This window comes from Nitrospira sp. Vd2 (assembly GCF_979581665.1).
Genome location: NZ_CEFZSK010000016.1, coordinates 1 through 25,127 on the forward strand (window position 1 = coordinate 1; position 25,127 = coordinate 25,127).

Below are 25,127 nucleotides of genomic sequence, written 5' to 3' on the forward strand. Positions count from 1 at the left end.
TTCAGAGACAGGACACTAGCAGGATGTTGAAAAAGGCCGCCAGCTTCGTTCTCGCTTCATTCGGACGCTCAACGTATCGAACTGAGTACGCCTCGCCTCCTCATTCGCTGCGGCGTTGCCGAACGACCTTTTTGAACATCCTGCGATGCTCTTTCTGCTCATGTTGCACCTTGAAGTCTTGTTGCTTCCGGCGCCGGGCTATCGTTTTTCAACAGCCTGCTATCCCTTCTGATTGTTCGTCAGGACCTTCACGATGCGGTACGCCCGGTTGCCTTTGAGTACGCCGGGGGTTCCGAGAAATTTCGGGAGACCTTCAACAGACGACGCCATGAGATCGCCGGGACTTTGATCGAGCACGATCACATCGCCCGGGCTGAAGTTCAGGACGTCTTTGACGCGCATCGTCGAGGTGCCGAGTTCCACCTTGATTTCGACGGGACAATCTTGGAGCGCCTCACGAAAGCGCCCGCCCCACCCGCTGTCTTCTTCGAGTTGATCGGAGAAGAATCCGGCGTACAATTTTTCCTTAATCGGTTCGATCATGGCGTACGGATAGACGACGAAGAGATCATGGCCGGAATCGCCGAAATCAACGCGAAACAAGACGGCCATCACGATCTCGGGAATCGAGACGACCATGGCGAATTGCGGATTGCTTTCCGAGCGCAGGTATTGAACCTTGGACGGGATGACGGCCTGCCAGGCTTTTTGCAAATCCTGTAGCGACCGGTCGACCATCGTTCTGATGATTCGTTGCTGAATCGCCGTGAAGTCCCGGCCCTCGGGCTTCACGTGTGTCTGGCAGCTCCCGCCGAAAAAGTGATCGACCAGCAGATAGACGAGGACGGCGTTCATCGTCAGCAGACCATGTCCCCTCAAGGGATCGATGCGGAACACGCTGAGCGACGAGGGGATCGGCACCTTTTTCAAGAAGTCCCCGAACTTCATGATCTGGGTCGACACGACGCTCACCTCGACGGACTTTCGAAGGGCCGTCGACCAGGACACGGATTGCAGGCGGCTGAAGCGGTCATTGATCATCTCGAAGGTCGGCATGCGACCACGGATGATCCGCTCTTGAGACCCGAGATCGTACTGCCGGATGCCGTCCTGCGGCTCTTCCTTTGGTGTCGTATCGACGTCGCCGCCGACCACTCCACGGAGCAGCGCGTCGACTTCTTCTTGAGAGAGGACTTTGTCAGCCATGGGATTAACCGACAAACAGTGCTGGGTGCTGGGTGCTGAGTGCTGGGTAACTGATAGCGAAGAGGAAAATTTCCATCGCTGGATGTCGGAAACGATTCGCCACTTCTTTGCCTTTACTCATCACTCAGCACTCACGACTCAGCACTTGTTCATTGCACGACGAATTCCGTGAAGTACGCGGACCGCACGCCGCCTTTCGGCAACAACGAGTTCACGCGCTGGGTGATTTCTTCGCGTAATTGGAACTTGCCTTGCGGTGTGCGGAGACTTGCGGCGTCCTTACTGGTAAGCAGAATCAGGACGGCATCGCGCACGTGAGGTACCCGAGCCGCGAGTTCGGCGCCCGCATCGGCGCGGTCCAGTTCGAGCTTGATCGTGATCTTGAGGTAACGGGATTCAGGCGCGTCGGCGAGATTCACGATGAAAGGATCGAGGTCGTAGATCACGCCGGGCCCGGCCGCCGCCGTAGAGGCCGCCGTTTTCGCAGTCGGCTCACCATGTTTGTCGGGGGCGAGAGTCGACACCTCTGCCGTCGGCTCTGTCTTGTCCTTTCCGGTGAACTTGAAAAAGGCGACCGTCCCCGCCAACCCAACCAGCAGCGTGACGACCGCGATCAGGATCACGACTTTAATCGGCATGCCGGGCGCCGGGACGATGATTTTCTCTTCAGTAGCTTCGGCCATAGATCACCTTTCAGTGTTTGACGTTCGGGGCGGATCAAGCAATGGATGTGCCATGCTCCGCTTAAAGGATCACGAAAGGAAGCTGCACCAATTCGGTAACTTCTGAAGCATACGTCCTGCGAGCGCAATGAGCATCGGCAAATCTGACGGCTGAGCGATTGACGGCGTCAGAATCGTGACGGAGGGCAGCGATGAAAGCGATCGTGTGATAGACACCGAGGACGAGAGAGTGATTCACGGACGAGGGCGGTGAGGATTCGCCGCAGCCAGGGAGGACGAGAAGGAAGATGACAATTCGGAACGAAGGGGGGCGTAGCGGTCAGCGGCAGCGCTCCTGCTGCCGCTGACCGCTCTCCCTCTTTGATTCAATTATCGCTTGAGGTTGACCAAATCCTGCAACATCTCGTCACTGGTCGTGATCGCACGCGAGTTGGCTTGGAAGGCGCGTTGCGTGATGATCATATCGACGAACTCCTTGCCAAGGTCGACGTTGGATTGCTCCAGCGCGCCCGAGATAATGCGCCCCAGCCCGTTGCTCTGCGGCGTGCCCACGACCGGCGTGCCGCTGTCCGTGCTGGCGGTGAACAGATTATCACCGACTCGGACAAGACCTTGCGGGTTGGTAAAGCGGTTCAGCACGACTTGGGCCAGCACCCGAGTCTGACCGTTCGTGAACTGGGCGACAATTTGACCTTTGGGATCCACCGTCATGCGCTGCAACGACCCCGACGCATAGCCATCCTGCGTTTGATCCAGCAGCGTGGACGGCGAGCCGAACTGCGTCATGTTGGTAAAGTCAACTGTGACCGTCTGCGGTGTGACCGCTCCGCCGCCGACCGCGAGCGACAACGCTTGCGTGCCGCCCGCCGATAAGGCGCCGGCCGAGGTAAAGGCCAAGTTCGTCCCCGCGGTCGCCGCCCCGCCGTCGACTTGGTACTCCAGATTCCACGTGTTGGCGGTGGACGTCTTGATGAAATAGAACTGCAGCGAGTGAGGACTGCCGAGCGAATCATAGAACGTCATGCCGGTTGAAAAGTTGTATGACGTCGGATCGGTGACGCTAAAGGCAGCCGACGGCACCGTGGCCGTTGCATCGAGGTTCGCTTTCACCATGGCTCCCGCTGTGGCTTGCGGCGCGCTGTTCGTGCTGGTCAGCGTGATCGCGCCGATGGTACCCGTAATCACACCGGCCGCATTGGCCTGATAGCCTTGAAGCAGATGCCCGGTTGGATCGACGACTTCGCCGACTTTATTGAGCTGAAACTGCCCGGCCCGTGTGTAAAAGTTCGCACCGCTCACATCCTGCAACTGATAGAAGCCTTCGCCGTCGATCGCCAAATCCAGCGTGTTGCCGGTCGTGGTCAACGACCCTTGGTTGAAATTGCCCTGGACCTCGTTCAGATACACGCCGAGCCCGACTTGCTGTGAGTTGGCAAGATTCGCGGAGATCAATTCGGCGAATGACGCGCGGCTCGACTTAAAGCCGATCGTTCCGACATTGGCGACATTGTTGCCGATGACGCCCAACGCATTGCCGTACGCGCTCAAGCCGCTGACGGCCGTAAACATCGAGGTCAGAATGCCCATGGGTCTCCTCCTTCGTGTTCTGTGATCGCGTGGCTTATCCGTGGGTGCCGGTCTGCGATGACGGGGTGGCCGCCGGGGCCGGCGTTCGGTCCACCAGCGTCTGCACCAAGCTCACCAGCTTGGTCAATTGTTCGACCTGACTGAACATCGCCGACTGCATGATGAACGCATCGTTGTCGGTCGGCTTCAACGGATCCTGATTTTGCAGTTGGGTCACGAGCAGCTTCAGAAAGTCGTCCTTGCCGAGCTGGTCATTGGTCTGGTCATTGGTATTGTTGGATACGCCTTGCGGCGTCGTCGCACTTGCTGCCAGAATGTCGCCGATTCCGATGCTGGCCATGGTTACTCCCTCCTGATTGGTCGGGACTACACGAACACACTGAGCCGCCGATCATCCCAGTGTTGGTCGCGTTCAGTGGCTGTGGGTATATCCCCGTCGCGATTCTCCGCAGCCTGTCGGGGATAGACATCGCGCTGTGCAGCGGTCCATTCCCAATCCGGCCGCTCGCGCCCCTGCCCTTGCACCTCGACCTGAAATCCGCCGATTCCCAGCCCGTGAGCTTGCAGGCCGCTTTCGAGTTTCGCGTAGTTTCTCGCGAGAAAATCTTGGACCTCCGGGCGCTCGGCGACCACGCTGGCATGGATCGTATGGTCGGCCAAGGTCACGTGAAGCCGTACCCGCCCCACATCGGTTGGTTGCACATCCAAGCGCACGGTGGTGATCGGCGTACCGGATGGCTGCGGTGGAACCTCTCGAACATTTGTCGGTGCCGACATCCGCTGGACTGCCCCATCGGCACGAAGCGGCGATGAGTCCGCCGTCGCCTGGAGGTGCGTCAATTGGCTTCCTTCTTCCTTGCGCTGTGAGGTGAAGAGCGGCTCGTTCCGGCCTTCGACCTGGCCAACTTCCGCCTCTCCCTTCAACATCTTCACGACGGCACCGTCACCGATCGTGCCCGGGGTATCAGTGGAGGCGGGACCCGCATCAGCGAGACGAGACGCGCGGCCTATTCCGTCATCGACTGGAATGCTTTCCTCCACCATCGCGCGAGTGCCGGCGGTCGCTGTCCTTGCAGTCGGCCGCTCCGGCTCCTGCTGAATGAGGATCGGTGCCAGGCCGCCCGTCTTCGGATCGTTACCTGTGTCAACCTTGCTCTGACAGCCGCTGGGATTTGAAGCAAGTTTCGTTTCAGTCGGCGCAGGCATTGTCGGGATCTCGCTCGAGCTGCCTCCTCCTGTGACCGGTCGTTCCATGCGCAATGCCGATTGTGCAGCTTTCAGCTTCTCGGCCAGCGCGGACGCAAGCTCACGTGCGCCGATCTCGCCGGGCTTCCCTTCCATGACCTGAAGTCGATCAGCAGCTAGACCAGCACTTGAGGCAACCATCCCTAACACTTCGAGCTGATGCAACAAAGCAGCAACACTGTTCGCGCCAGCAGTCCCTTCGTCGGACGGCTTGTTGTCGGTCGCATTTGCTTCTGCTTCTGGGTCCGGCCCAGTCACTTCCACTTGCCCTGCTTGTTGCCCGTTCAGCCCCAGCGCGAGCAATTGAAGCAGTTGCTGAAACGCGGCGGCGTCACCCGAGAGTGCCGGAATCTTTAGGTCCGGCTGTACGCCGACGTCGAGTTGAGGGATCGCTGGAACGACTGTAGGCACGCCGAGGGATTACTCAAGGACCATGCCAGTCCTCGGTACGGGCGGCCGTTGTGATATCAAGGCCTTGCTCGGCCATGTCTTCCGGCGTTGGCAATTGTTGCCGATGGGCTCGGCAAAATCGAGGCGAGGGTACAAGAGGGTACGCGCTATCGTGCCGCCTGACGAATGAACGAAGAAGAACCGCCAAGAAGCTGCTCGGTCAGTTTGGCGGCCTTCTCAGGCTTCATTTGGGAAAGAATCGCGCCGGCGGTTTTCCCCTTCAGTGACCGCAGAACCTGTAACGATTTTTCCATCGGCATCTTTTCCAGTCGCGCCGCCGCTTCTTCCGCCGGCATCGCTTCATAGATGGTCGCGACTTGCTGGATCGTCGTCTTCACCGTCGATTCGTTCGTCTCAGCTTTCGTCTTTTTCCCCTGCTGCCGGCTTGCCTCCGCCGCCTTGACCAACTGTTCGTGGCGCGAGACGATCTGCTGGATTTCGTCCCGCAGAGCCTGTAACCGTGCTTCTCCAATCCGAACCGCTTCTTCTCGTCGCTCGACCGCACGTTGCCGTTGGTTCAACATCTCGAGGACTTCTTGCGGCACATCCAAAGCCGGACCGTGTCGCCGCTCCTCCCCGGCTCGAACAGGGGATAGCGTCTCTGCAGCTTCCTGCTGAACGATCGACGACTCCTCAGGTCGTGGGCCGGCGCCTGCCGCTCCAAAAAAGGCGGCCATGAGGCTCCCGACGACGACCAGCCCTCCCATCAGCCAGATCGCGTAGGAGAACCGGACCATCATTGACGATATTCGGGGCAGCCCTCGAGCGGAATCGGATGTCGGCATGAATTCGGCGCACTCACTATAACCGTCACCCCGGGTCGCCATGGAGGTCTCCGCGTCGACTCCGCAAAAATCGGATCTGAGCCGCCTCATCGATAGCCTGTTGCTCCCGCCTGAGGAGGAGCAGCCGCCGTCTGAGCGCGTACCGGTGCTCGAGGCGTTCGAGCTTCTGGCGCTCCCGTCCGGCCTCGAGCACGACCTCGCGCTGCACTTCCCATCGCAGCCGAGTTGCATCAGCGGTGGCCATCGCGCTCCGAAGTTGATCTTCACACGCGACCACCTCGGCGTACCAGGCCTCGACTTCGACCGCCAATACTCCGCGATCCATCGCCGCCCTGTGCTCATCCACGAGCCTCTGAACCCTATCAGCCAGTGAATGTGTGCGCCCGACAAGATCGTGCAGTTCAGCCTCGAGCTGCATCAGCTCGGCCTTGACGATCTCTTCTTGCTGGAGACGATACTCCTTCAAGCGCAGGAGGTTCACCGCGCACCTTCGGCAAGGGTGATGAGGCGAGACACCGATTCGGGCAGGCCCGCGTACTCTCCCGCCTCCTGTTTAAGGTAGCTTTCGATCGCATCGATCGCCTTGACTGCGCGGTCCAACCGCGGATTCGCCCCGGTCTTATACGCGCCGAGGCTGATGAGATCCTCGCTCCGGCGGTAGGTCGCGAGCAACTCGACCACCGCTCGCGCGGCCGCATGGTGCTGCGGCGTCACGACATCGCGCATGACGCGGCTTGTGCTCTGCAAGACGTCGATCGCCGGGAAATGATTCCGCGCGACCAAATCGCGCGACAGCACAATATGCCCGTCCAAAATCGCCCGGGCCGAATCGGCAATGGGATCCGAGAGGTCGTCACCCTCCACCAGCACGGTGTAGATGCCGGTGATCGAACCGGCGCCGTCGCAGGTCCCGACCCGCTCGAGCAATTTCGGCAACAGGGTAAAGACCGACGGCGTGTAGCCTTTCGTGGTCGGCGGCTCGCCGATCGCAAGGCCCACCTCGCGTTGGCCATGTGCAAACCGGGTCAGCGAATCCATGAGCAGCAGGACGTTCTTCCCGCGATCGCGGAAATACTCGGCGATCGCCGTCGCGACGAAGGCGCCGCGGATGCGAACCAGCGGCGGCTGATCGGAGGTCGCGGCAATGACGACCGATCGCGCCCGTGCGTCGGAGGTCAGATCGCGTTCGAGAAATTCCTTGACCTCGCGGCCGCGCTCGCCGATGAGCGCAATGACATTCACATCGGCGGCCGTGTTTCGACTGATCATCCCGAGCAGGATGCTCTTGCCGACGCCGGACCCGGCGAAGATGCCGATCTTCTGGCCGATGCCGCAGGTCAACAAGCTGTTGATGGCGCGGACCCCGACGTCGAACGGCTGGGTAATGCGCCGCCGCCGAAGGGGATTCAGCGGTTCACTATACAGCGGATAGACCGTCTCTCCTCCAACTGCCCCGCGCCCATCGAGCGGCTCACCGAGCCCGTCGAGAATCCGACCAAGGAGATCTTGACCGACCCGTACGGATGCCTGACGCCCGGTCATCGTCAAACGGCTGCTCGAGCCGATCCCGCGCATCTCGCCGAGCGGCATCAACAACAACCGTTCGCCGCGAAATCCGACCACTTCCGCCGGCACGCGCCCTTGGCCATCCTCTCGAACGACCTCGCCCATGTCGCCAATCGCCGTGACTGGGCCATAGCCTTCGATCACCGTCCCGATCGCCTGCGCCACGCGCCCTTGAACAGCGATCGGATCGATTCGTTCCAGGAGATCAGCCGGCTTCACGACTGCGCCCTTTCACGGCCTGGCCGATCCGACTGAGCTTCGCTTCGATCGTCGCGTCGACGAACCGGACCGGAGTTTCAATGAAGCAGCCTCCCCGGGAAATCGTCGGATCGGGCTCGATCTTGAGCGAGACCGGTTTCTCGAAGGCGGCGGTCAAGGTGGGTCTTGCACCTTCGAGAATCGGAACGTCATCGGGGTGGACGCGAACGATGACCGCTTGGCTGTCCGGTACGCGCGCGAGCGCTTCCCGCACGTCGGCGACTGCGAAATCAGGGGTCGCCTCGACGACGTGACGAACGAGTTTCGCGGCGATGGCGACCGCCAGGTCGGCGATCTCATCCGCGGCTCCTTCAAGCATCGCGTGTCGAGCCCGATCGAATTCCCGAGCAGCGGCCCCGAGCATGGCAAGCTGCCGATCCAGACCCTGGCCGGCCTGCTCGCGCGCGCGGCGTTCCCCGTCGGCCACGCCTCGTTGATACGCCGCCTCGGCCACAGCCGTGTCCGTACTGCCGGCGTTGCGCACCGGCGACCGTCCTTCCTGAAGGTGCTCGAGCGTAAAATCTTGCAGCCGCACTCCCCCGCCGCGTAAGGCCGCCTGCTTCAGTAAGCCGTTTTCACTTCGGAGCCGTTGCATCTCGATGACGCGCTTGAGGACATGGAGGACGTGATCGGGGTCCAGCGGCTTGACCAAGAGGTCGAGGGCGCCGCTCTTCATCGCCTTGACCGCCACATCAACCGTTCCGTACCCCGTCATGACGAGCCCGATGATCCGCGCGTCGTACTGTCGAATCTGCTCGAGCAAGGCAATGCCGTCCGCGTCCGTCAATTTGAAGTCGGTCAGCACGATCTGAACCGGCGCCCGCTTGATCGCGGCCAACGCCTCGGCACCTGTCGCAGCCTCCGTCACCGAAAACCCGTGAGCCGTGAGCGTCTCGGACAACAAGGCCCGAATCGGCGCCTCGTCGTCCACGATGAGGACACGAGTGGGTGAAGGCGTCCAGGGATCTCCGGACGCGGGGAAGACGGCGGCCGACTGCGCAGCCGAAGCGGTCGCGGACGGCGCGGCTCGATCGGTCATACCATGACCTCACCTGCGCCGCCGACGACGATCCGACCTTCTTCCTCCAGTCGCCGGCACACCTTGAGGATATTCTGTTGCGCCCGCTCCGCGTCGCTGAGTTTGACCGGGCCGCGCGCTTCCATATCTTCCTTGAGCATCGCAGCGGCGCGGCTCGACATGTTCTTGAGGAACTTGTCGACGACATCGGGATTCGCCGCTTTGAGTGCGAGCGGCAGCTCTTCCTTGCTCACTTCCTTGAGCAGTTCTTGGATACCGCGGTCGTCGATCTTGATCAGGTCGTCGAAGACGAACATGAGGGAGCGGATTTGATCGGCCAAGGCGGAGTCCCGCTCGGCCAACTTGGACATGATCGAGGTTTCGGTATTCTTGTCCATGCGCGTCAAGATTTCGGCCATCACCTTCGCGCCGCCGATCGTGAGCGATCGGGGTCCGCTGCTGCCCCGCAACGCGTCTTGCAGCGCATCGCTCAAATGTTGCAGCATCTCGGGCTGCACTTCCTCCATCGTGGCCAGCCGTAGCGAAACATCGGCGCGTAAGGCATCGGGGAGCGCGGCGAGCACTTGACTCCCCTGTTCGGCGTCGAGATGTGCGAGGACGACGGCGATGGTTTGTGGATGTTCGACCTTGACGATTTGCGAGACGGCCCGCGGGTCGAGCCATTTCAATGTCTCGAGACCCGGATAGGTCATCGAGGTAAAGGACTCCATGATGTGCGCGGCTTTCTCATGACCGAGCGCCTTACTCAAGATCGTCTTGATGTATTCCCGTCCTTCGAACCCGATGCTCCCTTGGCTCGCGGCGGCGTGGAACTCATTCATCACCTCGCTTTCCTGTTCGCGCGAGATGTTTGACAGCTCGGACATATAGACCCCGACCTTGCGGATGTCCTTCGGCTCAAGATGTCGCATGACGGCGGCCGCGGCATCCTCGCCGATGGCCCGCAGCAGAATGGCCGCCTTTTCTTCACCGCTCAACTTGCTCGCCACGTGAGCCTCACGAACCGGACTTCAGCCACTGTTTGACCACGAGTGCAGTGGATTCGGGGTCCGATTTCGCAAATTCGAGCGCTCGTGTTTGGGAGACGCCGGCTAATTCCGCTTGTGCAAAGGCGGCCCCGGCACTTGCGCCTTGTGGCTGTATTGAGGGCGGTCCCGGCGCCGTCAGGGCGGCAACCAACGGCCGGACGACAAAGAGAAGGATCAACAGGAACAGGAGCCCGCCGACGCCGTAGCGGATATACGGTTGCCACTTGGCCGTCGCCGGCGGCTCTTCCGCCGATGCCCCGGCACCCGGCTCTGCTTCGAATCCAAACTGGACATTGACCACTTCGACTTCATCTTGCCGATCGGCCGAATAGCCCATTGCCTTCTTGACGATCTCCTCGATTCGTTTCATATCGGCCTCGGAACGCGGGATGTATTTGCGCGGGACATCCGCCGCCTCGCCTTCCTTCGGCGCTTCATAGGTGCCGTCGACGAGCACCGCGACTGAAAGCTTCTTGATCGTGCCGGTGGGCTCGATGATTTTCGAGACCGTTCGGCTGATCTCGTAATTGACGACTTCGTTCTTGTTGACGTTGCTCGTGCTGCTCGTCTGGGTCGGCTCTTGGGCCTCCCCGGGCGGGACGTTGGAGGCAACGCCCGGCACTCCGCCCGATACCCCGTTGGTGCCGGTCGACTTTTCCTGGCTGCGCTGCTCGCTGCGAGCGACTTGCCCGTTCGGATCGTACCGCTCTTCCGTCATCTCGACCTGACGGAAATCGAGAAGGCTCGAGACACGGACGACGGCCTTGTTGATGCCGACGATGCGCTCCAGCATCGTTTGGATTCGCGTTTCGATGTCCTTCTCCAGCGACCGTTGATACTCGAGCTGCGAGCCGGTCAGCCGTGTTGGCCCATCACCAGATCCATCGGACAACAGTCGCCCATGGCCATCGACAACGGTCACATCGTTCGGCTGCAATCCCTCGACGCTGCTCGCGACGAGGTGCACGATTCCCTGGACCTGCCCCTTGGTGAGTCCGCTGCTTCCCCGCATCGACAACACGACGGACGCACGCGGTCGATCCTGCTCATTGCTGAACAACCGGCGCTCGGGAACGGCCAGATGCACGCGCGCTCGGGCAACCTCGGGCATCTGGGCGATCGTTCGCGCCAATTCACCTTGCAGCGCCCGCCGATAGTTGAGCTTCTGCACGAATTCCGACATCCCGAGCGTCGACCGATCGAAGATCTCAAACCCCACGCCGCCGCCGTGTGGCAGCCCCTGTCCGGCGAGCAGCAAGCGGAGATCGTGGACTTGCGCATCCGGCACCAAGATCGATGTACCGCCGGCCGCGACTTGGTACGGGACTTTACTTTCTTTCAGTTTCTCGACGATCGCCCCGGCATCTTCCGGAGCCAGATTCGCGAAGAGCACCTGCATCTCGGGCTGCTGTGTCCAGAGCGCCACGCCGACCAACGCCGCGACCGTCGCCGCCAGCGCGATCACGATGCCGAGCCTTCGGACGACAGGCAGTGTCTGGAATTTGCTAAGCATAGTTTTGAGCGGCTTTACTCCAAGCGCCGCGGCGGACCGTCAGGCGACGTTGAAGCGCAAAGCGATGCGAGAACACGGCCGGCGGCCTTTTTCAACATCCTCACACCTGCATCCTCTGGATCTCTTCATACGCCGACACGAGCTTGTTGCGAACTTGCATCATCAGTTGGAAGGACACGTCGGCCTTCTGGAGCGCGATCATCATTTGATGGACGTTCTGGCTTTCACCAGCGACGAACTTGTCCACCGTCCGGCTGGCCGTCAGTTGCGCCTCATTGACTTGCGCAATCGCCTCTTTCAACGATCCGGCAAAACTCGCGCCCGAGGCTGCGGCCGCCCCACCAGCAGAGGAGACCAGGGCATCACCGCCAGCGGACCGGACCGATTTGATCGTCATGTCATCCATGGGCTACTCCTAGCGACCGATATCCAACGCGCGATTCCACATCGCACGGGTGGCGTTGATTGCCTGGACGTTGGCTTCAAAGGCGCGCGACGCCGCGATCATGTTCGTCATCTCTTCCATCACGTTGACGTTCGGCATGACGACATAGCCCTTGGCATCCGCGTCGGGATGCTTGGGGTCGTAGACAGCCTGTCCTGGCTTGTGATCGACGACGACCCTGGCGACCTTCACGCCTTCGAGGCCTTCCCGCTCCAATCGCCGTGAGGAGAGTCTGAGTGCCTGCTGGAATGTTGAGGGGACGGGGCTGCTCTGGAACACGACGTCTCGTCGCCGATATGGACCGCCTTCGGCGGACCGGGTTGACTGCGCATTCGCAAGATTGCTCGCGATTACGTTGAGGCGACGGCGTTGCGCATCGAGCGCCGTCGCCGAGATCGCAAAGGTATCGTTCAGATCCATGGGACCTCCGTTTCCGGTATGAGGGTAGAGCGGTCAGGTGTCATCTCGCGTCCCGGATGGCACTGAGCAGTTGTCGGAGCCGCATCGCCACGACGGTTGCTTGGGTGTTGTACTGCATGGCGTTGTCGCTCAATTTCGCCATTTCGAGGTCAAGGTTCACCGAGTTTGCGTCCAACGGTAAATCGTGCGCGGGTACCTCGGTGACTCGTCCCGTCGCCTGACGCGCGAGGTCGCTGAGCACCGTCAGGTGGCGATGGTGTGTCGTGCGCACCGACACGGTGGAGGCTGGCCGCGCGGCAGCCGAGAGCGCGTCACGAAAGGACAGCTCTTTGGCCCGGTACCCGGGCGTTTCCTCGTTCGCGATATTCGAGGCGATGACCTGTTGCCTGGCACCGCGCAAGTCCAGTGCCCGCTCGAGCAATCCCATGGTGCGGTCGAAGATCGTCATGGTTTCTCCCGTTGAACTGGGCAAATTTTACCGACCCGTGCAGTGTGGATCATTTACCGGTCGGCCTGCTCGTTCACGCTCGCGATCGATCCACCCTGCCCCAATTGCCGGTATTCGCGGAGCTTATTTCGGAGCGTCCGGATACTGATGCCCAGCGCCTTGGCCGCATGCGTGCGGTTGCCGTTGAGCCGCTCCAGCGTCTTCATTATCAATTCCCGTTCCATTTCCCACAGCGACCCGCTTCCAGAGACTGGGACCGCCGCCGAGGCGGCTGCCGGTGTGCCGCTGCGCAGATCCTCGGTGGGGAGGTGCTCGGGGGCGATGATTCCTTCTGTCGCAAGCAAAACCGCGCGCTCCACCGCATTCTCTAGTTCGCGAACATTCCCCTTCCACGGCCGCTGCTCCAGCACTGCCAGGGCCGAGTCCGATAATTTCGGAACGGCACAACCGTTGCGCGCGGCGGTCACCCGGAGAAAATGTTTGGCTAGGACAACGATATCCCGGGGGCGTTCGCGAAGCGGCGGCAAGGTAATCGGAAACACGTTAAGTCGGTAGTACAGATCCTCGCGAAACCGTCCCTGCTCGACCTCCTGACGCAAGGACCGATTCGTCGTCGCGATCACCCGAATGTTGACGTGAATCGGCTCACGCCCCCCGATGCGGTCGACCTCACGCTCTTGCAACACGCGGAGGAGCTTCGCCTGCAAACTCAGGTTCATCTCCCCGATTTCATCCAACAGCAGCGTGCCGTGGTGCGCCATCTCGAACTTCCCGATCTTCCGCACAAGGGCGCCGGTGAACGCGCCGCGTTCATGACCGAACAGCTCGCTCTCCAACAGCCCATCCGGCAGCGCCGCGCAATTCACGGCAATGAACGGCCGGTGCGCGCGCGGGCTGCGGCTGTGGATGAACCGTGCGAGCAGTTCTTTTCCTGTTCCGCTTTCCCCTTGGATCAACACGGTCGCCTGGCTCGCCGCCACGCCTTCGGCCATCGACAACACCCGCACCATCGCAGGATCCTCCCCGAGGATCGGACGGCTGACCGTTCCCTGCGACTCGGACCCGTCGCCGGAACTCGGCGCATTGGCCTCCAATTGCCCGAGCATCTGCTCCAGATGGTCGGTGGCAAACGGCTTCAAGAGGTAGTCGCTGGCGCCATGCTTCATCGCCTCCACGGCGGTCTCCACGGTGCCATAGGCCGTCATCACGACCACGAACGTCTGCGGGGAACGCTTCTTGATCTCCTTCACGAGGTCGAGACCGCCCAGCCGGGGCATTTTCAGATCGGTCAACACCAGCCAAGGCTTTGCGGCAGCAATCTGATCGAGTGCGTCCTGGCCGTTCGCGGCCTGAACGACGCCATAGCCGCTCCGCCGCAGCGATTCCGTTAACGCCACCCGCATAGAGGGCTCATCATCCACGACCAAGACGGCGCGGCTGTCAGTGGGTGGGTGTTCAGTGGCCCGGCTGGACAACACTGCGTTCATCGATCTTCCTCCTCAGTCAGCCTCGCGCAGCCCGGCAGGTCCGCCGTCTCGAGTCGACGTGGATGGGGACCGGCCGGAAACAACAGCGTCACGATCGTTCCACGACCGACTTTGCTCTCAACCGTAATCTGGCCGCCATGCGCGTCGACAATTCCATGCACAATCGCCAAGCCGAGGCCCGTGCCTTCCTCTCGAGTGGTGAAGAACGGGTCGAACACGCGCGAGAGGTGCACCTCGTCTATCCCGACACCCGTATCCGACACGGTGATTTGGATATGCCCCGGCCCGTCGGATTTCGGGCTCTGCCGTGCCGCGTTTACCGAAAGCCGCCCGCCCGTTGGCATCGCCTGAGCCGCGTTGAGAAACAGATTGAGCAAGGCTTGTTGGAGTTGACCGGGGTCACACCACAACTCCAATCGCTCCTCGATCGCGATCTCGGTCTGAATGCCGGCCCGTTCGATTTCATGGGCGGCCAACGTCAATGCCTGCCGCACGACCGGCTCGACGGCATGCCCTTGCGTCCGAGAGCAATCCGGCTTGGCGTAGGCGAGAAGATTGGCGAGCAAGCGGTCCATCGATTGCACGGCCACGGAAATGTGTTCGGCATATCGCCGCCGGACAGGATCGTTGGCCAAATCGCGTCGCAGCATCGAGGCGAACAATTCGACGCTTCCGAGCGGATTACGGATCTCATGGGCGATTCGTCCGACCATTTCACCCATCCCGGCCAGTCGGTCGCGTCGTTGCACCTGTTGCTCGAGACGGCGAACGATGGACACGTCGTGCAAGAGCAGAATGTCCCCCGTTGTTGCGCCTTCGGCGTTCTTGAGCACGGTACGCGAGACGGCGAGCGGCGCGCCAAGGGGAGACATGACGGGATACGTCTCGATGTCGAGTTTAAGGGCGGCGAGAAGGCTCCAGAGTACCTGTCCGATCATGTCCTGGCGTGCGACACCGAGGAGCTGTTCAGCCGCCTGATTGGCGCGAATGATGATGTCGCCGGGCCCGGTCACTAGCACGCCGGTCGCGAGCGACTCCAAAATCGCCGCGAGGTGCGCCTTGATGTCCTCGTTCTCTTTGAGCTGCTCGCGCAGGGCCTCATTCGTCGCCGCTAGTTCAAGATCGAGCTGTGCGACCCGGGCGGTCAGCGCCCGGTACGATTCTTGGAGGCTTTCCGCCGCCTGATCGAAGCTCCGAAAGGCATCATGCAGCAGATCGAGGCCCATGTTGCTCGCCTGAATCCCTTCCGGCATCTCAGCCTCCCGCCGGGTCGGCGTTTCGTGGCACATGAAGAAGTACGTCAGCCACTCGCGCCAGAAAATCATCGCCGCTCGCGTCGCGCGACCGCCGCGCAATGTCACGCGCGTCCTTTCGCCGGGTGGCCGCGCTGAGCCGAACCATCTGCACGGCCGCCCATTCAGCTTCCGTAGTCGAGCCATTGAAAAGCCGCTGATACTGATTGAAGGCCGGTTGGAGCTCGCCCGCGGCCGCCAGGGCGTCGGCATAGCGAAGTCGAGCGTTACCCGGTAACCCGCCGCGCTGCTCGGCCTCGGTGAACGCCTGGAGCGCCTGCCGCATGTTCCCTTGATTTGCATGCGCCTCTGCCAACAATGTGAGCAAGACCTTTCGGTCCGGGTGATGTCCGTCCTTCACGACTCGAAGCCACTGGCTCGCGATCCGAATGACGCTCTTGTCATCGCCCAGCCGATGCAACGTTGTCGCGAGCTGCTTCAGCGCCTCGGGTTTTCCCGGCGCACCGGGGTACTGCAGCAGATAGCGCTCAAAGACGCGGCGCGCTGCGGGAAGGTCGGCTTGGTCGATGTATGCGAGGCCGAGCCCCAGCAACGCCTGTTGATGGACGGCATCGGATGCATCGTCATGGATCAACGATTGATAGAGCTTCACGGCCTGAGGCGCAAAGCCGCTCCGGCGGTGGACGTCGGCAATCTGCAGGAGTGCCTGGGTTCCTGCATAGAGGTGCTCCGCATACCGACCGTGGCGATAAAACAGGCTCATGGCGGCGACATCATCATGCACGCGAAGCGCTGCGGTCATCCACGGCCCAAGGAGCGACACCAGTCGCTGCCCGCCAGCAACCGGCCACGGGTCCTCGCTCGCTGGCACTCGCCGATCGCTCAGCTCCTGAAATACAGCCACGGCCTCATGCGGCTGTCCCAGTGATTGAAAGAGCTCACCGAGGTGAAACAGGGCCTCGCTTCCTACTTCGTCCCGTGGGTGCGCTTTGGCTAACCCTCGCAACGTCTCCATCTGCTCGTGGGCGTCGATCGGCACGCGAGGAGCGATCTCGAACTCGTGCTCGAGATACGTACTGAGGGGATGCGCGCGCCCACGCACCATGATGTCGCGGCCCAGCTCGGCCAGCCGCATGGCGGCCTGCGCGGCCGTCGTCGTCTCAGGGAACCTTTCGATGATGGCAGCGTAGAGCAGTCGCGCACTCGTAAGCTGCCCCTCCTGTCTCCAACGATCCGCAACGCGCATTAATGCCACGGCCGATTCCAACAAGGTGGGATGCAGATTGTAGAAAGCAAGATAAAGGGCCCTCGCATCGGCCCATTGACCGCGTTGACTTTTGATCACCGCCAATGCCCACATCGATTGGGGCCGTTGCCGAAACGCCGTTGGCCATTGCCGCCGGCCGTCCTCATACACCGTCAATGCGTGGTCCGTCCGCTGTTCGGCGTACAGGGAATCGGCCAGCGCGAAGGTCGCAGGTGCCAGCAGCCGACCGTCATCGGTCGATGTGATGATGCTCCGAAGGCTTGCCTCGGCATCTTTCCATTGCGATTTCCGCATCAATACGATTCCGAGGCCGAGCAGCGCACGAGCGCGGTCCCACTCACCGGCGGAAGCCGCATGCTCATACGCAGCCTTGGCTTCTACCAGCCATCCCGCCTCAGCATACAAGTCGGCAATACGCCACCGCGCGCGAGCGGCGTTGTTGGATGATGGATCGTCTCGAATCAGGGAGCGGTACTGTTCGACGGCCAGGCTTCGATCGTGATCGGTGCCCCTGCGCGCCGTGATCTCGGCAAGAAACGCCCGGCAAGCGGTACGGAGCGGGCTGCCGGGGAATTCGTCAATGATCTTTCGGAATCCTTCCTCCGAAGCTCGGAGGTCATCCGCTCGGTACGCGTCGACAGATTGCTGGAAAAGCACACCTTCCGGGCCGCGGATACCCTCAGGATAACGCGGGCCGTCGTCCGGCAAGAGCGCCGGGGATGGAAGGGAACGGACCACGGCATCGCGCATCACTTCCGTGCGGCTCGAATCGATCACCGGCGTGCCTGACGCTGGAGCCATGGCGGGAAGCACCAGGGCAACGAGGAAGCAACAGGCGGCGGCGCTCATTAGCATGACGACGGCTTTCAGCAAGTCTCGTGCCGCCAGGTCTGATGGTTGAGGTCTATGGTTGGGGTCTATGGAAGTCGCAGATATTTCACAAATTGATGGGGCGGCAGCGGGAGGGAATCACGACAACCGTCAAACAAACGACGAGCAGCGTGTGAGGGCAGTCAAATCCTTGACGAGGAGGGCGTGTCAGAAGGGTAGAGCTCGCCCTGCAGCTTGGCATCGAGCCCTTTGCGCTTCATCTTTTCGACAAGGGTCGTTCGATTGACATGCAGCAATTGGGCGGCTTTGCTGGTCACGCCTTTCGCTTGACGCATGGCCTCAATGATCAGCCGACTCTCATGCCGCTCCAATTCCTTCATCAAATCGATGCCGGTCCCATTCAAGGCGATGGGCGCGTCGGACCGCACGAGCGGCGGTGGCAGCGTCTGAAGGATCTTCTCCGGCAAATCCGCGCATGAAATCATGCCGGTCTTCTTGAGGACCACGACCCGTTCAATGAAGTTTTCCAACTCCCGGATGTTGCCAGGCCACGCATAGTGCATCAGATATTCCAACGCCTCGGCCTCGACGCCACGAATCGAGGCATGTTTCGTCGAATTGAACCGCGAGAGGAAGTGTTCGATCAACAAGGGAATATCGGCACGACGATCGCGCAACGGTGGCACGACGATCGGGATGACGTTCAGGCGATAGAACAAGTCCTTGCGAAAGCGCTTGTCCTGGACGGCCTGCTCAAGATCCTGGTTGGTCGCGGCCAGGATCCTGACATCGACGCCGATGGTCTTCGTCCCACCGACGCGTTCAAAGCAGCGCTCCTGAAGCACGCGGAGCAACTTCGCCTGTAGCGGCAGGCTCATCTCGCCGATCTCGTCGAGAAAGATCGTTCCACCGTGGGCCAATTCGAATCGCCCCATGCGCGCGTTCACGGCGCCGGTGAAGGCGCCCTTCTCATGACCGAACAATTCCGACTCGAGGAGGTTTTCAGGAATCGCCGCGCAGTTCAGGGGAACAAGTGGATGATCGCGGCGCGAGCTGTTGTAGTGGATCGTCCGGGCGATCAGCTCCTTTCCGGTGCCGCTCTCCCCTTGAATCAGCACCGTGCTGTCGCTGTCGGCCACCTTGTCGATGAAATCAAGGACGCTCCGCATTGACTCGCTCGTGCCAATTAAATGCTCCATGCGATATTGGTCGCGGACCGTTTTTCGGAGCAGAAGGTTTTCTTGTTTCAACCGTTGGAATTCGAGTGCTTTCTTGATGACGATCGCCACCGCATCGGCATCGAACGGCTTCGTCATGAAATCGAAGGCGCCCGCCTTCATCGCCTTGACGGCAAGGTCGATCGTCCCGTATCCCGTCATGACGATGCCGACGATCTTCGAGTCGAGCTGGGAGACGCGTTCCAGTAAATGCAGGCCGTCCGTGCTGGGCAATCGAAGATCCGTTATGACCACCTGCACGACCGTTTCCTTCACCGCTTCGATGGCGTCCGGCGCGTCGGCCACCGCGGTCACTTGATATCCCTCCTCGATCAATAATTCCCGAAGCACTTCGCGGACTCCCGGATCATCGTCCACCACGACAATGTGAGTGTGACTCGTCACCATTCCTCTCTACTCCTTCGCTCCCCGGCTCAGCAGGATTCACATCGTGATAGCGGTGGGGCTTTTTGCAATGAGTGCAATGATACCTGGAAGTCCAGTACACGCACCAGGGACCAACACCGACGATGAGCAAGGACAATAGTCCCTACCTGGAATAAGGCCGAAAGTCCTTATTGCCGAGAGCCGAGCCGAATCATGTGGTGAATTGACCGGCCGCGGGAGCGGAGGCGGGACGCAGGCCAGACCAGGAAGGGAGCGACTATCTCGGCGGGTGCCCGGTAATGATCTCGATGCGCGCCAGATAATCGGACAGTGCTTCGATCTGCTTCCGAATGTCGTTCAACGCACGGCGCCTGGCGGCCCCCTCGATCGCCCCGCCGATTTCGGTAATGGCCTCGAAGCCATACCCGCCGCCACTGCCTCTCATGCTATGGCCGAGCCGCCGTATCGTCTCCATGTCGTCGAGATCGATCGCCGACAAGATCGTTTGAATGTCCTGATAACGATTTTCCAAGAACTGTGGAATCAGGGGTACCAGTTCTTCGTCAACATGGATCGGAATTCTATCGGGTGTTGAGCTCATGGGTCGGGGCGCTCCTGAGGTAGTCGGAGACGGCGGCCAACAACGTGGCCTTTTTGATCGGCTTTGTGAGATGCGCGGTGCAGCCCGCCGCCCGGCTCTGCTCTGCGTCCTCGCGACGGGCATGGGCAGTCAGTGCGACGATCGGCACCGGCCGCATTCCGCGCTGTTGCTCGAGCGAGCGAATCGCACGGGTCGCCGCATGACCGTCCATCACCGGCATTTGGATGTCCATCAGGATCAGGTCGAACCTCTCTTGCTTGCATTTTTCAACGGCCATGGCGCCGTTCTCGGCAACCTCGACGCGGTGCGTCGTACCCTTCAAATAGGCCAGAATGAGGGTGCGGTTGTCCGGTGAGTCCTCGACCAGCAAAATGTTCGCCTCGGCGGCGGAGGGAAGTGCGGCATCAGTCGGCGCCCTCAGATCGCTTCCCCGGGTTGCCGAGAGCGAAGCGCTCAGGCAAGCACGGAGTTCGTCTGGCGTGATCGGCTTCACAATGCATCCGCCGAGATCCAACGCCCTGCATTGCGCCGCATCGCCGCTCCGGCCATCAGACGATAGCACCATGAAGATCCGATGCCGATCAATGAACTGGGTGAGCGACTGGGCCACCGAAAATCCTCCCACGCCTGCCACGCGAGCACTGACCAGGGCAATGTTAAAAGGTCGGTGCTCGACATACGCCGTTGCGGCGTGCTTCACCGCTTCTTCAGCAGAACGAACCTCGGTGACGACGGCACCCCACGCTCCCAGCCAGTGAGCCACTGGAACCCTTGCCCCGGCCTCATCTTCAATGAGCAAGACCCGCATACCGGTCAACCAGCCATCGGGTGCTCCCTGCCCAATCGTCCCGGCAATGGGAAGCCCAAATCGGGCTGTGAAGGAAAACACGCTCCCCTGATGGACCGTGCTCTCGACCCACATGCGTCCGCCCATCAGGGCCGCCAGCCGCCGTGCGATGGACAAACCAAGGCCGGTCCCTCCGTATTTTCGTGTCATCGAAGAATCGGCCTGCACGAAGCTTTCGAAAATCACATCATGCTTGTCGGACGGGATGCCGATCCCGGTATCGCGTACAGCGAAACGCAGCACGACATCGAGCGGACCGGCCGCCATGCTCGACACGTCATGCATCAGGCCACCTGCCATGTCGCGCCCGACGTGCACGATCACTGATCCGGAGTCTGTGAACTTCACCGCATTGCCGATAAGGTTCACGAGGATTTGTCGAAGCCGATGAGGGTCGCCCACCAGTGTCGGCGGGACACAACCGTCGATCATGTGTTGCAATGACAATCCCTTTTCAAGAGCCCGCTTCAGGAACAGGTCGGTCGCACTTCGAACCACATCACGAACATCGAAGGAGACCGATTCCAGCGTCAACTCGCCGGCCTCTACTTTCGAAAAGTCTAAAATGTCGTTAATCAGGACCAACAGCGCCGCGCCGGCCCGCTGGATCATTTTCAGATAGTCGCGCTGCTCCTCGGATAACAGCGTTTCGGCCAGCAGGTCGGCCATTCCGAGAATCGAGTTCATCGGGGTCCTGATCTCATGGCTCATGTTGGCTAAGAAGTCGCTCTTGGCGCGATTGGCCGCCTCTGCCACATCCTTGGCGAGATGCAATTCGGTGAGCGCGCGGTTTGCGCGGAGCATATAGCGAACACGATGACTGAGGACGATCGCGTTGATGGGTTTCGTGATGAAGTCGGTCGCACCCGCCTCATACGCGCGTGTAATGGAGTCGAGATCATCGAGGCCGGTCACCATGATGACTGGCGTACGCTCGCCGCCTGGCAATCTTCTCAAAGCCGTGCAGGTGTCGAACCCGTCCAGCCCAGGCATCATCACGTCCATGAGTACGATGTCCGGACGCACATCCTGATAGCGCGCCAAGGCCTCCTGTCCATTGTGAACTTCGTCCACCACGAGGCCCGACTGCTCCAGCGCCTCTTTCGAGACCAATCGCATCACCGGGTCATCGTCGACCAACAGGACCCTCGATTTGCCTTCTGTTACGATACGATCCATGGAGAAGCCGCTTGCAACTCCTTCGCGACGTGCGATCGGACGCGCGCATGCTCGGATTCAATAGCGGTGACCAAGGCTGCCGCAGTCGCCAGTTGTCCGGCCCGCCCCAATTGCTCGCCGCGCTTGCACAGTTCGGCCAATCGGTACGCACCAATCGTGGCACTGCTGGACTTCAAGCTGTGCGTACTCCGGTGCAGCCTGTCGGGATCTCCGCACTGCACCGCAACTTTGATCTCGGTTACTAATTGTTCACTGGCCTCCAGATACTTACTGAGAACCTTCGCGAGGAGGTCCGGCTGACCCGGCTGCTGCACAGCACGGAGACTGTCCCATGCTCGACAATCTACGGGGTCGAAATTGATTATCTTCTCCACCTTTTTGGAGGACGAGACGTCCGGTGAGGCTGATGGTTTGGTTGAATTCGGACATGGATCCGTCACGGCCCCACGCCTATCCACGCGAGGTGCGGGTCGAAGCCATTTCGTGAGAATAGCCGAGAGCTCTCGTTGGGTAAACGGCTTGCAGAGATAGTCGTCCATACCCGCGAGAAGACAGCGCTCGCGATCCCCCGCGATTGCGTGTGCCGTGAGCGCCACGACCGGCAGGTGGCCGCGCGGTTGGCCATGTTCCATCCCGGCCTCTTCACGCGCTCGCACTGCCTGCGTCGCCTCGAAGCCGTCCATGACCGGCATCTGACAATCCATCAGCACGAGATCGTATGGTTTCCGGTCGAGCGCATCCAGGGCTTCGCGTCCATTCGCGGCCACATCGGCCTCGCATCCGAACGCTTCGAGCATCGCCATGGCGACTTCCTGATTCACCGGATTGTCCTCGACAAGGAGAACCACCGCGTGCGGGACTGCCATAGTCGAAGCCTGTTCATCCTCCCGAGCCGGCTCTCCACCATCCCGGGCATCACCCATGATCGTCGCAATCGAATCGTAGAGCCGGGATTGACGGAACGGCTTTTCGAGCACGCCATCAATCCCCGCCCGCTGAAACGTTCCATCGTCCGGTATCGTGACTGCCGTCACCACGATAATGCGCAAACCGGCCAGTGCCGGCTCGTCGCGAATCGTTTTCGCGAGAGCAATCGCCTCCATGTCCGGCAGTTCCCAGTCGACGATGGCCACGTGATAGGGTGTCCCCCGGGAGGCCTTGTATCGGAGGAACGCGAGGGCCTCCGCTCCTGATTCCGCCGCTGCCGCCTGCATTCGCCACGCCTTGAGCTGGTGTTCGAGGATCTCCCTCGTCGTCCGGTTTCCGTCGACGATCAGCACCCTGAGCGCGCTCAAGTCATCGCGGCGCACCGGCTGCTTGGGTTGCGAGGCGGGATACGCTAAGCGCACGGTACACGTAAAGGTTGAACCGCGTCCGAACACGCTGTCCACCGTCACCTCTCCGTGCATCGTCTCGACCAACTGTTTGACAATCGCGAGCCCGAGTCCCGTTCCGCCATATTTTCGTGTCGTCGATCCGTCCGCCTGAGCAAACGGCTCGAAAATCTTGGCCTTCGCCGCAGCGGTAATCCCAATTCCGGTATCGGTCACCGAGACGCGAAGACGGCAGTGGGTGGGCGGTACATCAACGGATGCGGAGTTCGGATCGCGATCGACTGCGACACGAACGATCACGTCTCCGCGATCGGTAAACTTGATAGCATTGCCGATCAGATTCACGAGTATCTGCTTGAGACGGCCGGCATCGCCGCGCAATGTGAGGGGCACCTCGTCTTCAATGTCGCAGGCGAGCGTCAGGCCTTTCGTCTGCGCGCGCTCGGCCACGAGGTCGATGACCTCTTCGACCGTGTCACGTACGTCGAAATTCGCCACATCTAGGGCCAATTTGCCGGCCTCGAGTTTTGACAGATCAAGAATATCGTTCACGATTCGCAACAAATTCTGTCCCGACTGTCGCACCGTTTCCGCAAAGCGACGCTGCTTGGCGGTCAGCGGGGTGGAGAGTAAGAGGTCGACCATCCCGAGCACGCCGTTCATTGGAGTCCGGATCTCGTGACTCATATTGGCCAGAAACTGCGATTTCGCCCGATTGGCCGTCTCGGCCGCTTCCTTGGCCTCCTTCATTTCCTCTTCGCTTCGCTTTCGCTGCGTGATGTCTTGGATGAACGCCGTTAAGAGACGAGATCCGCCGACTTCACTGACCGCCATGGCGACTTCGACGGCAAAACACTCCCCATTGCGCCGAACGGCCGTCGCCTCTCGCCTGGTATTTCCCCAAGGCATCCGGCGCTCGGAGCTCTCTTGCGGCCATCGAAGGATGCTATCGATCCCTCGGCCGATCGTCTCAACCTTCGTCCATCCGAACATCGTCTCGGCACGGCTATTCCATTCGATGATCCGGCCCCCCTCATCCGTGATCACGATCGCGTCCAACGCGGTTTCAATGATCTGTCGTATGTGCACCTCGCTGTCGCGCGCTTCCAACTGGACGCTCTCGTTCACGCGCCAATACGTAAGCAGGGCAGCGCTTTCCGCGAGAATGAACAGGCCTTCGATGGACGCCCATCGCCATGGATGCAATTGTGCGTCGGGATGGTTGTAGACGAGCGCCGGGGCAATCGTGCCTATCAAACCGTGGTCGAAGACGATGAGCGCGAGCGCAAGGACAAAGGGCATCCAGTCTTGATAGAGGGCGATGACGGCAAGCACGACGAAGAAATGAAAATGCGCTTCGACGTACCCATGAGACAAATGAACAACGAGCGCGCTGCTCAGTATCAGCCCAGCCGTAGCCACCGCGGCCCGACCGCGGCGGCTGAGAAACGAGGCGGTCGCGAGAACGCCGAGGAATGCAACCAGCACGCCTGCGGCGACACTGAAAAGAACGGAGTGGCCAAGCGTCACGCCAAGGACCGGCACGCCAACGGCGTGCAGGCACACGACGGTCACGATCACCCGATGCCGCAAATGCCACACCCTATCGCTGAGCGTGTGGCCGGCCGGAAAGACCGCTGCGGCCCACTTCATGCCGTGGCGCAGCGCGTGATCAGTCCATGAGCGCGTTGGTGAGATTTGCATGATCGCGGCTTTTTATAGATGTGCAGCACTTGCTGAGATGGCGCATCCTTGTCCGCCGGCGCTGGCGGTAGTCGCTGGACCAACAGACGGTTCTCCTTGCGCGTGTGGCCACAAGTTTCCTGTCTGTAAGAATCGTGCCGCGTCTGTACAGTCGGCTGCCTACTGCGTACTTCGGAACACAGCCGGACGACGACACTCCTATGTCGGTCAGCTCACTGTGAAACTTGAAGGACTTGGAACGGCGGGCGGGGTGCGCGTTGACTCGAACCCATTACAACGATCAGAAACGCGTCAACAGAAAACAGGGAAAAGCTGTGAAGGGGAAGCGCCGGGCGGGACGCAAGGGC

The 25,127-nt window shown here is 60.9% G+C and carries 21 protein-coding genes; all 21 read right to left on the reverse strand.

Annotation, left to right across the window (positions count from 1 at the left end):
- Window positions 1-219 precede the first annotated feature (219 nt).
- A complete protein-coding gene (fliM, locus tag AC1U7K_RS08080) occupies window positions 220-1,206 on the reverse strand; it encodes a flagellar motor switch protein FliM (protein WP_480250588.1) in 987 nt (328 codons plus the stop codon).
- Between the two features lie 149 nt (window positions 1,207-1,355).
- Window positions 1,356-1,889 carry a flagellar basal body-associated FliL family protein gene (locus AC1U7K_RS08085; RefSeq protein ID WP_480250589.1) on the reverse strand — a complete coding sequence of 178 codons (534 nt, stop codon included), beginning with the start codon at window positions 1,887-1,889 and terminating at the stop codon, window positions 1,356-1,358.
- 369 nt (window positions 1,890-2,258) lie between these two features.
- Window positions 2,259-3,476, reverse strand: a complete 1,218-nt coding sequence (gene flgE / locus AC1U7K_RS08090; RefSeq protein ID WP_480250591.1) for a flagellar hook protein FlgE — start codon at window positions 3,474-3,476, stop codon at window positions 2,259-2,261.
- Between the two features lie 34 nt (window positions 3,477-3,510).
- Window positions 3,511-3,816: a flagellar hook assembly protein FlgD gene (locus AC1U7K_RS08095; RefSeq protein WP_480250592.1), complete on the reverse strand. Its 306-nt coding sequence runs from the start codon at window positions 3,814-3,816 to the stop codon at window positions 3,511-3,513.
- Window positions 3,817-3,842: 26 nt separating this feature from the next.
- Window positions 3,843-5,132: a flagellar hook-length control protein FliK gene (fliK, locus tag AC1U7K_RS08100; protein WP_480250594.1), complete on the reverse strand. Its 1,290-nt coding sequence runs from the start codon at window positions 5,130-5,132 to the stop codon at window positions 3,843-3,845.
- Between the two features lie 146 nt (window positions 5,133-5,278).
- Window positions 5,279-5,998, reverse strand: a complete 720-nt coding sequence (locus AC1U7K_RS08105; RefSeq protein ID WP_480250595.1) for a MotE family protein — start codon at window positions 5,996-5,998, stop codon at window positions 5,279-5,281.
- Window positions 5,982-6,437 carry a flagellar FliJ family protein gene (locus tag AC1U7K_RS08110; RefSeq protein WP_480250596.1) on the reverse strand — a complete coding sequence of 152 codons (456 nt, stop codon included), beginning with the start codon at window positions 6,435-6,437 and terminating at the stop codon, window positions 5,982-5,984. The genes AC1U7K_RS08105 and AC1U7K_RS08110 overlap by 17 nt, the downstream gene beginning before the upstream one ends.
- Entirely contained in the window at window positions 6,434-7,741 is a 1,308-nt protein-coding gene (locus AC1U7K_RS08115; protein WP_480250597.1) for a FliI/YscN family ATPase, read from the reverse strand. The genes AC1U7K_RS08110 and AC1U7K_RS08115 overlap by 4 nt, the downstream gene beginning before the upstream one ends.
- Window positions 7,728-8,819: a FliH/SctL family protein gene (locus tag AC1U7K_RS08120; protein ID WP_480250599.1), complete on the reverse strand. Its 1,092-nt coding sequence runs from the start codon at window positions 8,817-8,819 to the stop codon at window positions 7,728-7,730. Before AC1U7K_RS08120 ends, AC1U7K_RS08115 begins: the two co-directional genes overlap by 14 nt.
- Window positions 8,816-9,808, reverse strand: a complete 993-nt coding sequence (fliG, locus tag AC1U7K_RS08125) for a flagellar motor switch protein FliG (RefSeq protein WP_480250601.1) — start codon at window positions 9,806-9,808, stop codon at window positions 8,816-8,818. Before fliG ends, AC1U7K_RS08120 begins: the two co-directional genes overlap by 4 nt.
- A gap of 7 nt (window positions 9,809-9,815) precedes the next feature.
- Window positions 9,816-11,360 (reverse strand): flagellar basal-body MS-ring/collar protein FliF, encoded by a 1,545-nt coding sequence (gene fliF / locus AC1U7K_RS08130; protein ID WP_480250603.1) that lies wholly within the window; start codon window positions 11,358-11,360, stop codon window positions 9,816-9,818.
- 100 nt (window positions 11,361-11,460) lie between these two features.
- Entirely contained in the window at window positions 11,461-11,766 is a 306-nt protein-coding gene (gene fliE / locus AC1U7K_RS08135) for a flagellar hook-basal body complex protein FliE (protein WP_480250605.1), read from the reverse strand.
- A gap of 9 nt (window positions 11,767-11,775) precedes the next feature.
- Window positions 11,776-12,225, reverse strand: coding sequence for a flagellar basal body rod protein FlgC (flgC, locus tag AC1U7K_RS08140; RefSeq protein WP_480250606.1), 450 nt, complete (start codon window positions 12,223-12,225; stop codon window positions 11,776-11,778).
- 40 nt (window positions 12,226-12,265) lie between these two features.
- Complete coding sequence (gene flgB / locus AC1U7K_RS08145; protein ID WP_480250607.1) at window positions 12,266-12,673, reverse strand: flagellar basal body rod protein FlgB; 408 nt, start codon at window positions 12,671-12,673, stop codon at window positions 12,266-12,268.
- A gap of 53 nt (window positions 12,674-12,726) precedes the next feature.
- Window positions 12,727-14,160: a sigma-54-dependent transcriptional regulator gene (locus AC1U7K_RS08150; protein ID WP_480250608.1), complete on the reverse strand. Its 1,434-nt coding sequence runs from the start codon at window positions 14,158-14,160 to the stop codon at window positions 12,727-12,729.
- On the reverse strand, window positions 14,157-15,521 hold the full coding sequence (locus AC1U7K_RS08155; protein ID WP_480250609.1) for a two-component system sensor histidine kinase NtrB: 1,365 nt from the start codon (window positions 15,519-15,521) through the stop codon (window positions 14,157-14,159). Before AC1U7K_RS08155 ends, AC1U7K_RS08150 begins: the two co-directional genes overlap by 4 nt.
- Window positions 15,415-17,481: a tetratricopeptide repeat protein gene (locus tag AC1U7K_RS08160; RefSeq protein ID WP_480250610.1), complete on the reverse strand. Its 2,067-nt coding sequence runs from the start codon at window positions 17,479-17,481 to the stop codon at window positions 15,415-15,417. Before AC1U7K_RS08160 ends, AC1U7K_RS08155 begins: the two co-directional genes overlap by 107 nt.
- A gap of 212 nt (window positions 17,482-17,693) precedes the next feature.
- Window positions 17,694-19,136 carry a sigma-54-dependent transcriptional regulator gene (locus AC1U7K_RS08165; RefSeq protein ID WP_480250612.1) on the reverse strand — a complete coding sequence of 481 codons (1,443 nt, stop codon included), beginning with the start codon at window positions 19,134-19,136 and terminating at the stop codon, window positions 17,694-17,696.
- A gap of 256 nt (window positions 19,137-19,392) precedes the next feature.
- The gene (locus tag AC1U7K_RS08170; protein WP_480250613.1) at window positions 19,393-19,716 is read right to left on the reverse strand and encodes an Hpt domain-containing protein; all 324 of its coding nucleotides are present in this window, start codon (window positions 19,714-19,716) and stop codon (window positions 19,393-19,395) included.
- On the reverse strand, window positions 19,697-21,742 hold the full coding sequence (locus tag AC1U7K_RS08175; RefSeq protein WP_480250615.1) for a response regulator: 2,046 nt from the start codon (window positions 21,740-21,742) through the stop codon (window positions 19,697-19,699). Before AC1U7K_RS08175 ends, AC1U7K_RS08170 begins: the two co-directional genes overlap by 20 nt.
- Window positions 21,727-24,780 carry a hybrid sensor histidine kinase/response regulator gene (locus AC1U7K_RS08180; RefSeq protein ID WP_480250616.1) on the reverse strand — a complete coding sequence of 1,018 codons (3,054 nt, stop codon included), beginning with the start codon at window positions 24,778-24,780 and terminating at the stop codon, window positions 21,727-21,729. The genes AC1U7K_RS08175 and AC1U7K_RS08180 overlap by 16 nt, the downstream gene beginning before the upstream one ends.
- Between the last annotated feature and the right edge of the window lie 347 nt (window positions 24,781-25,127).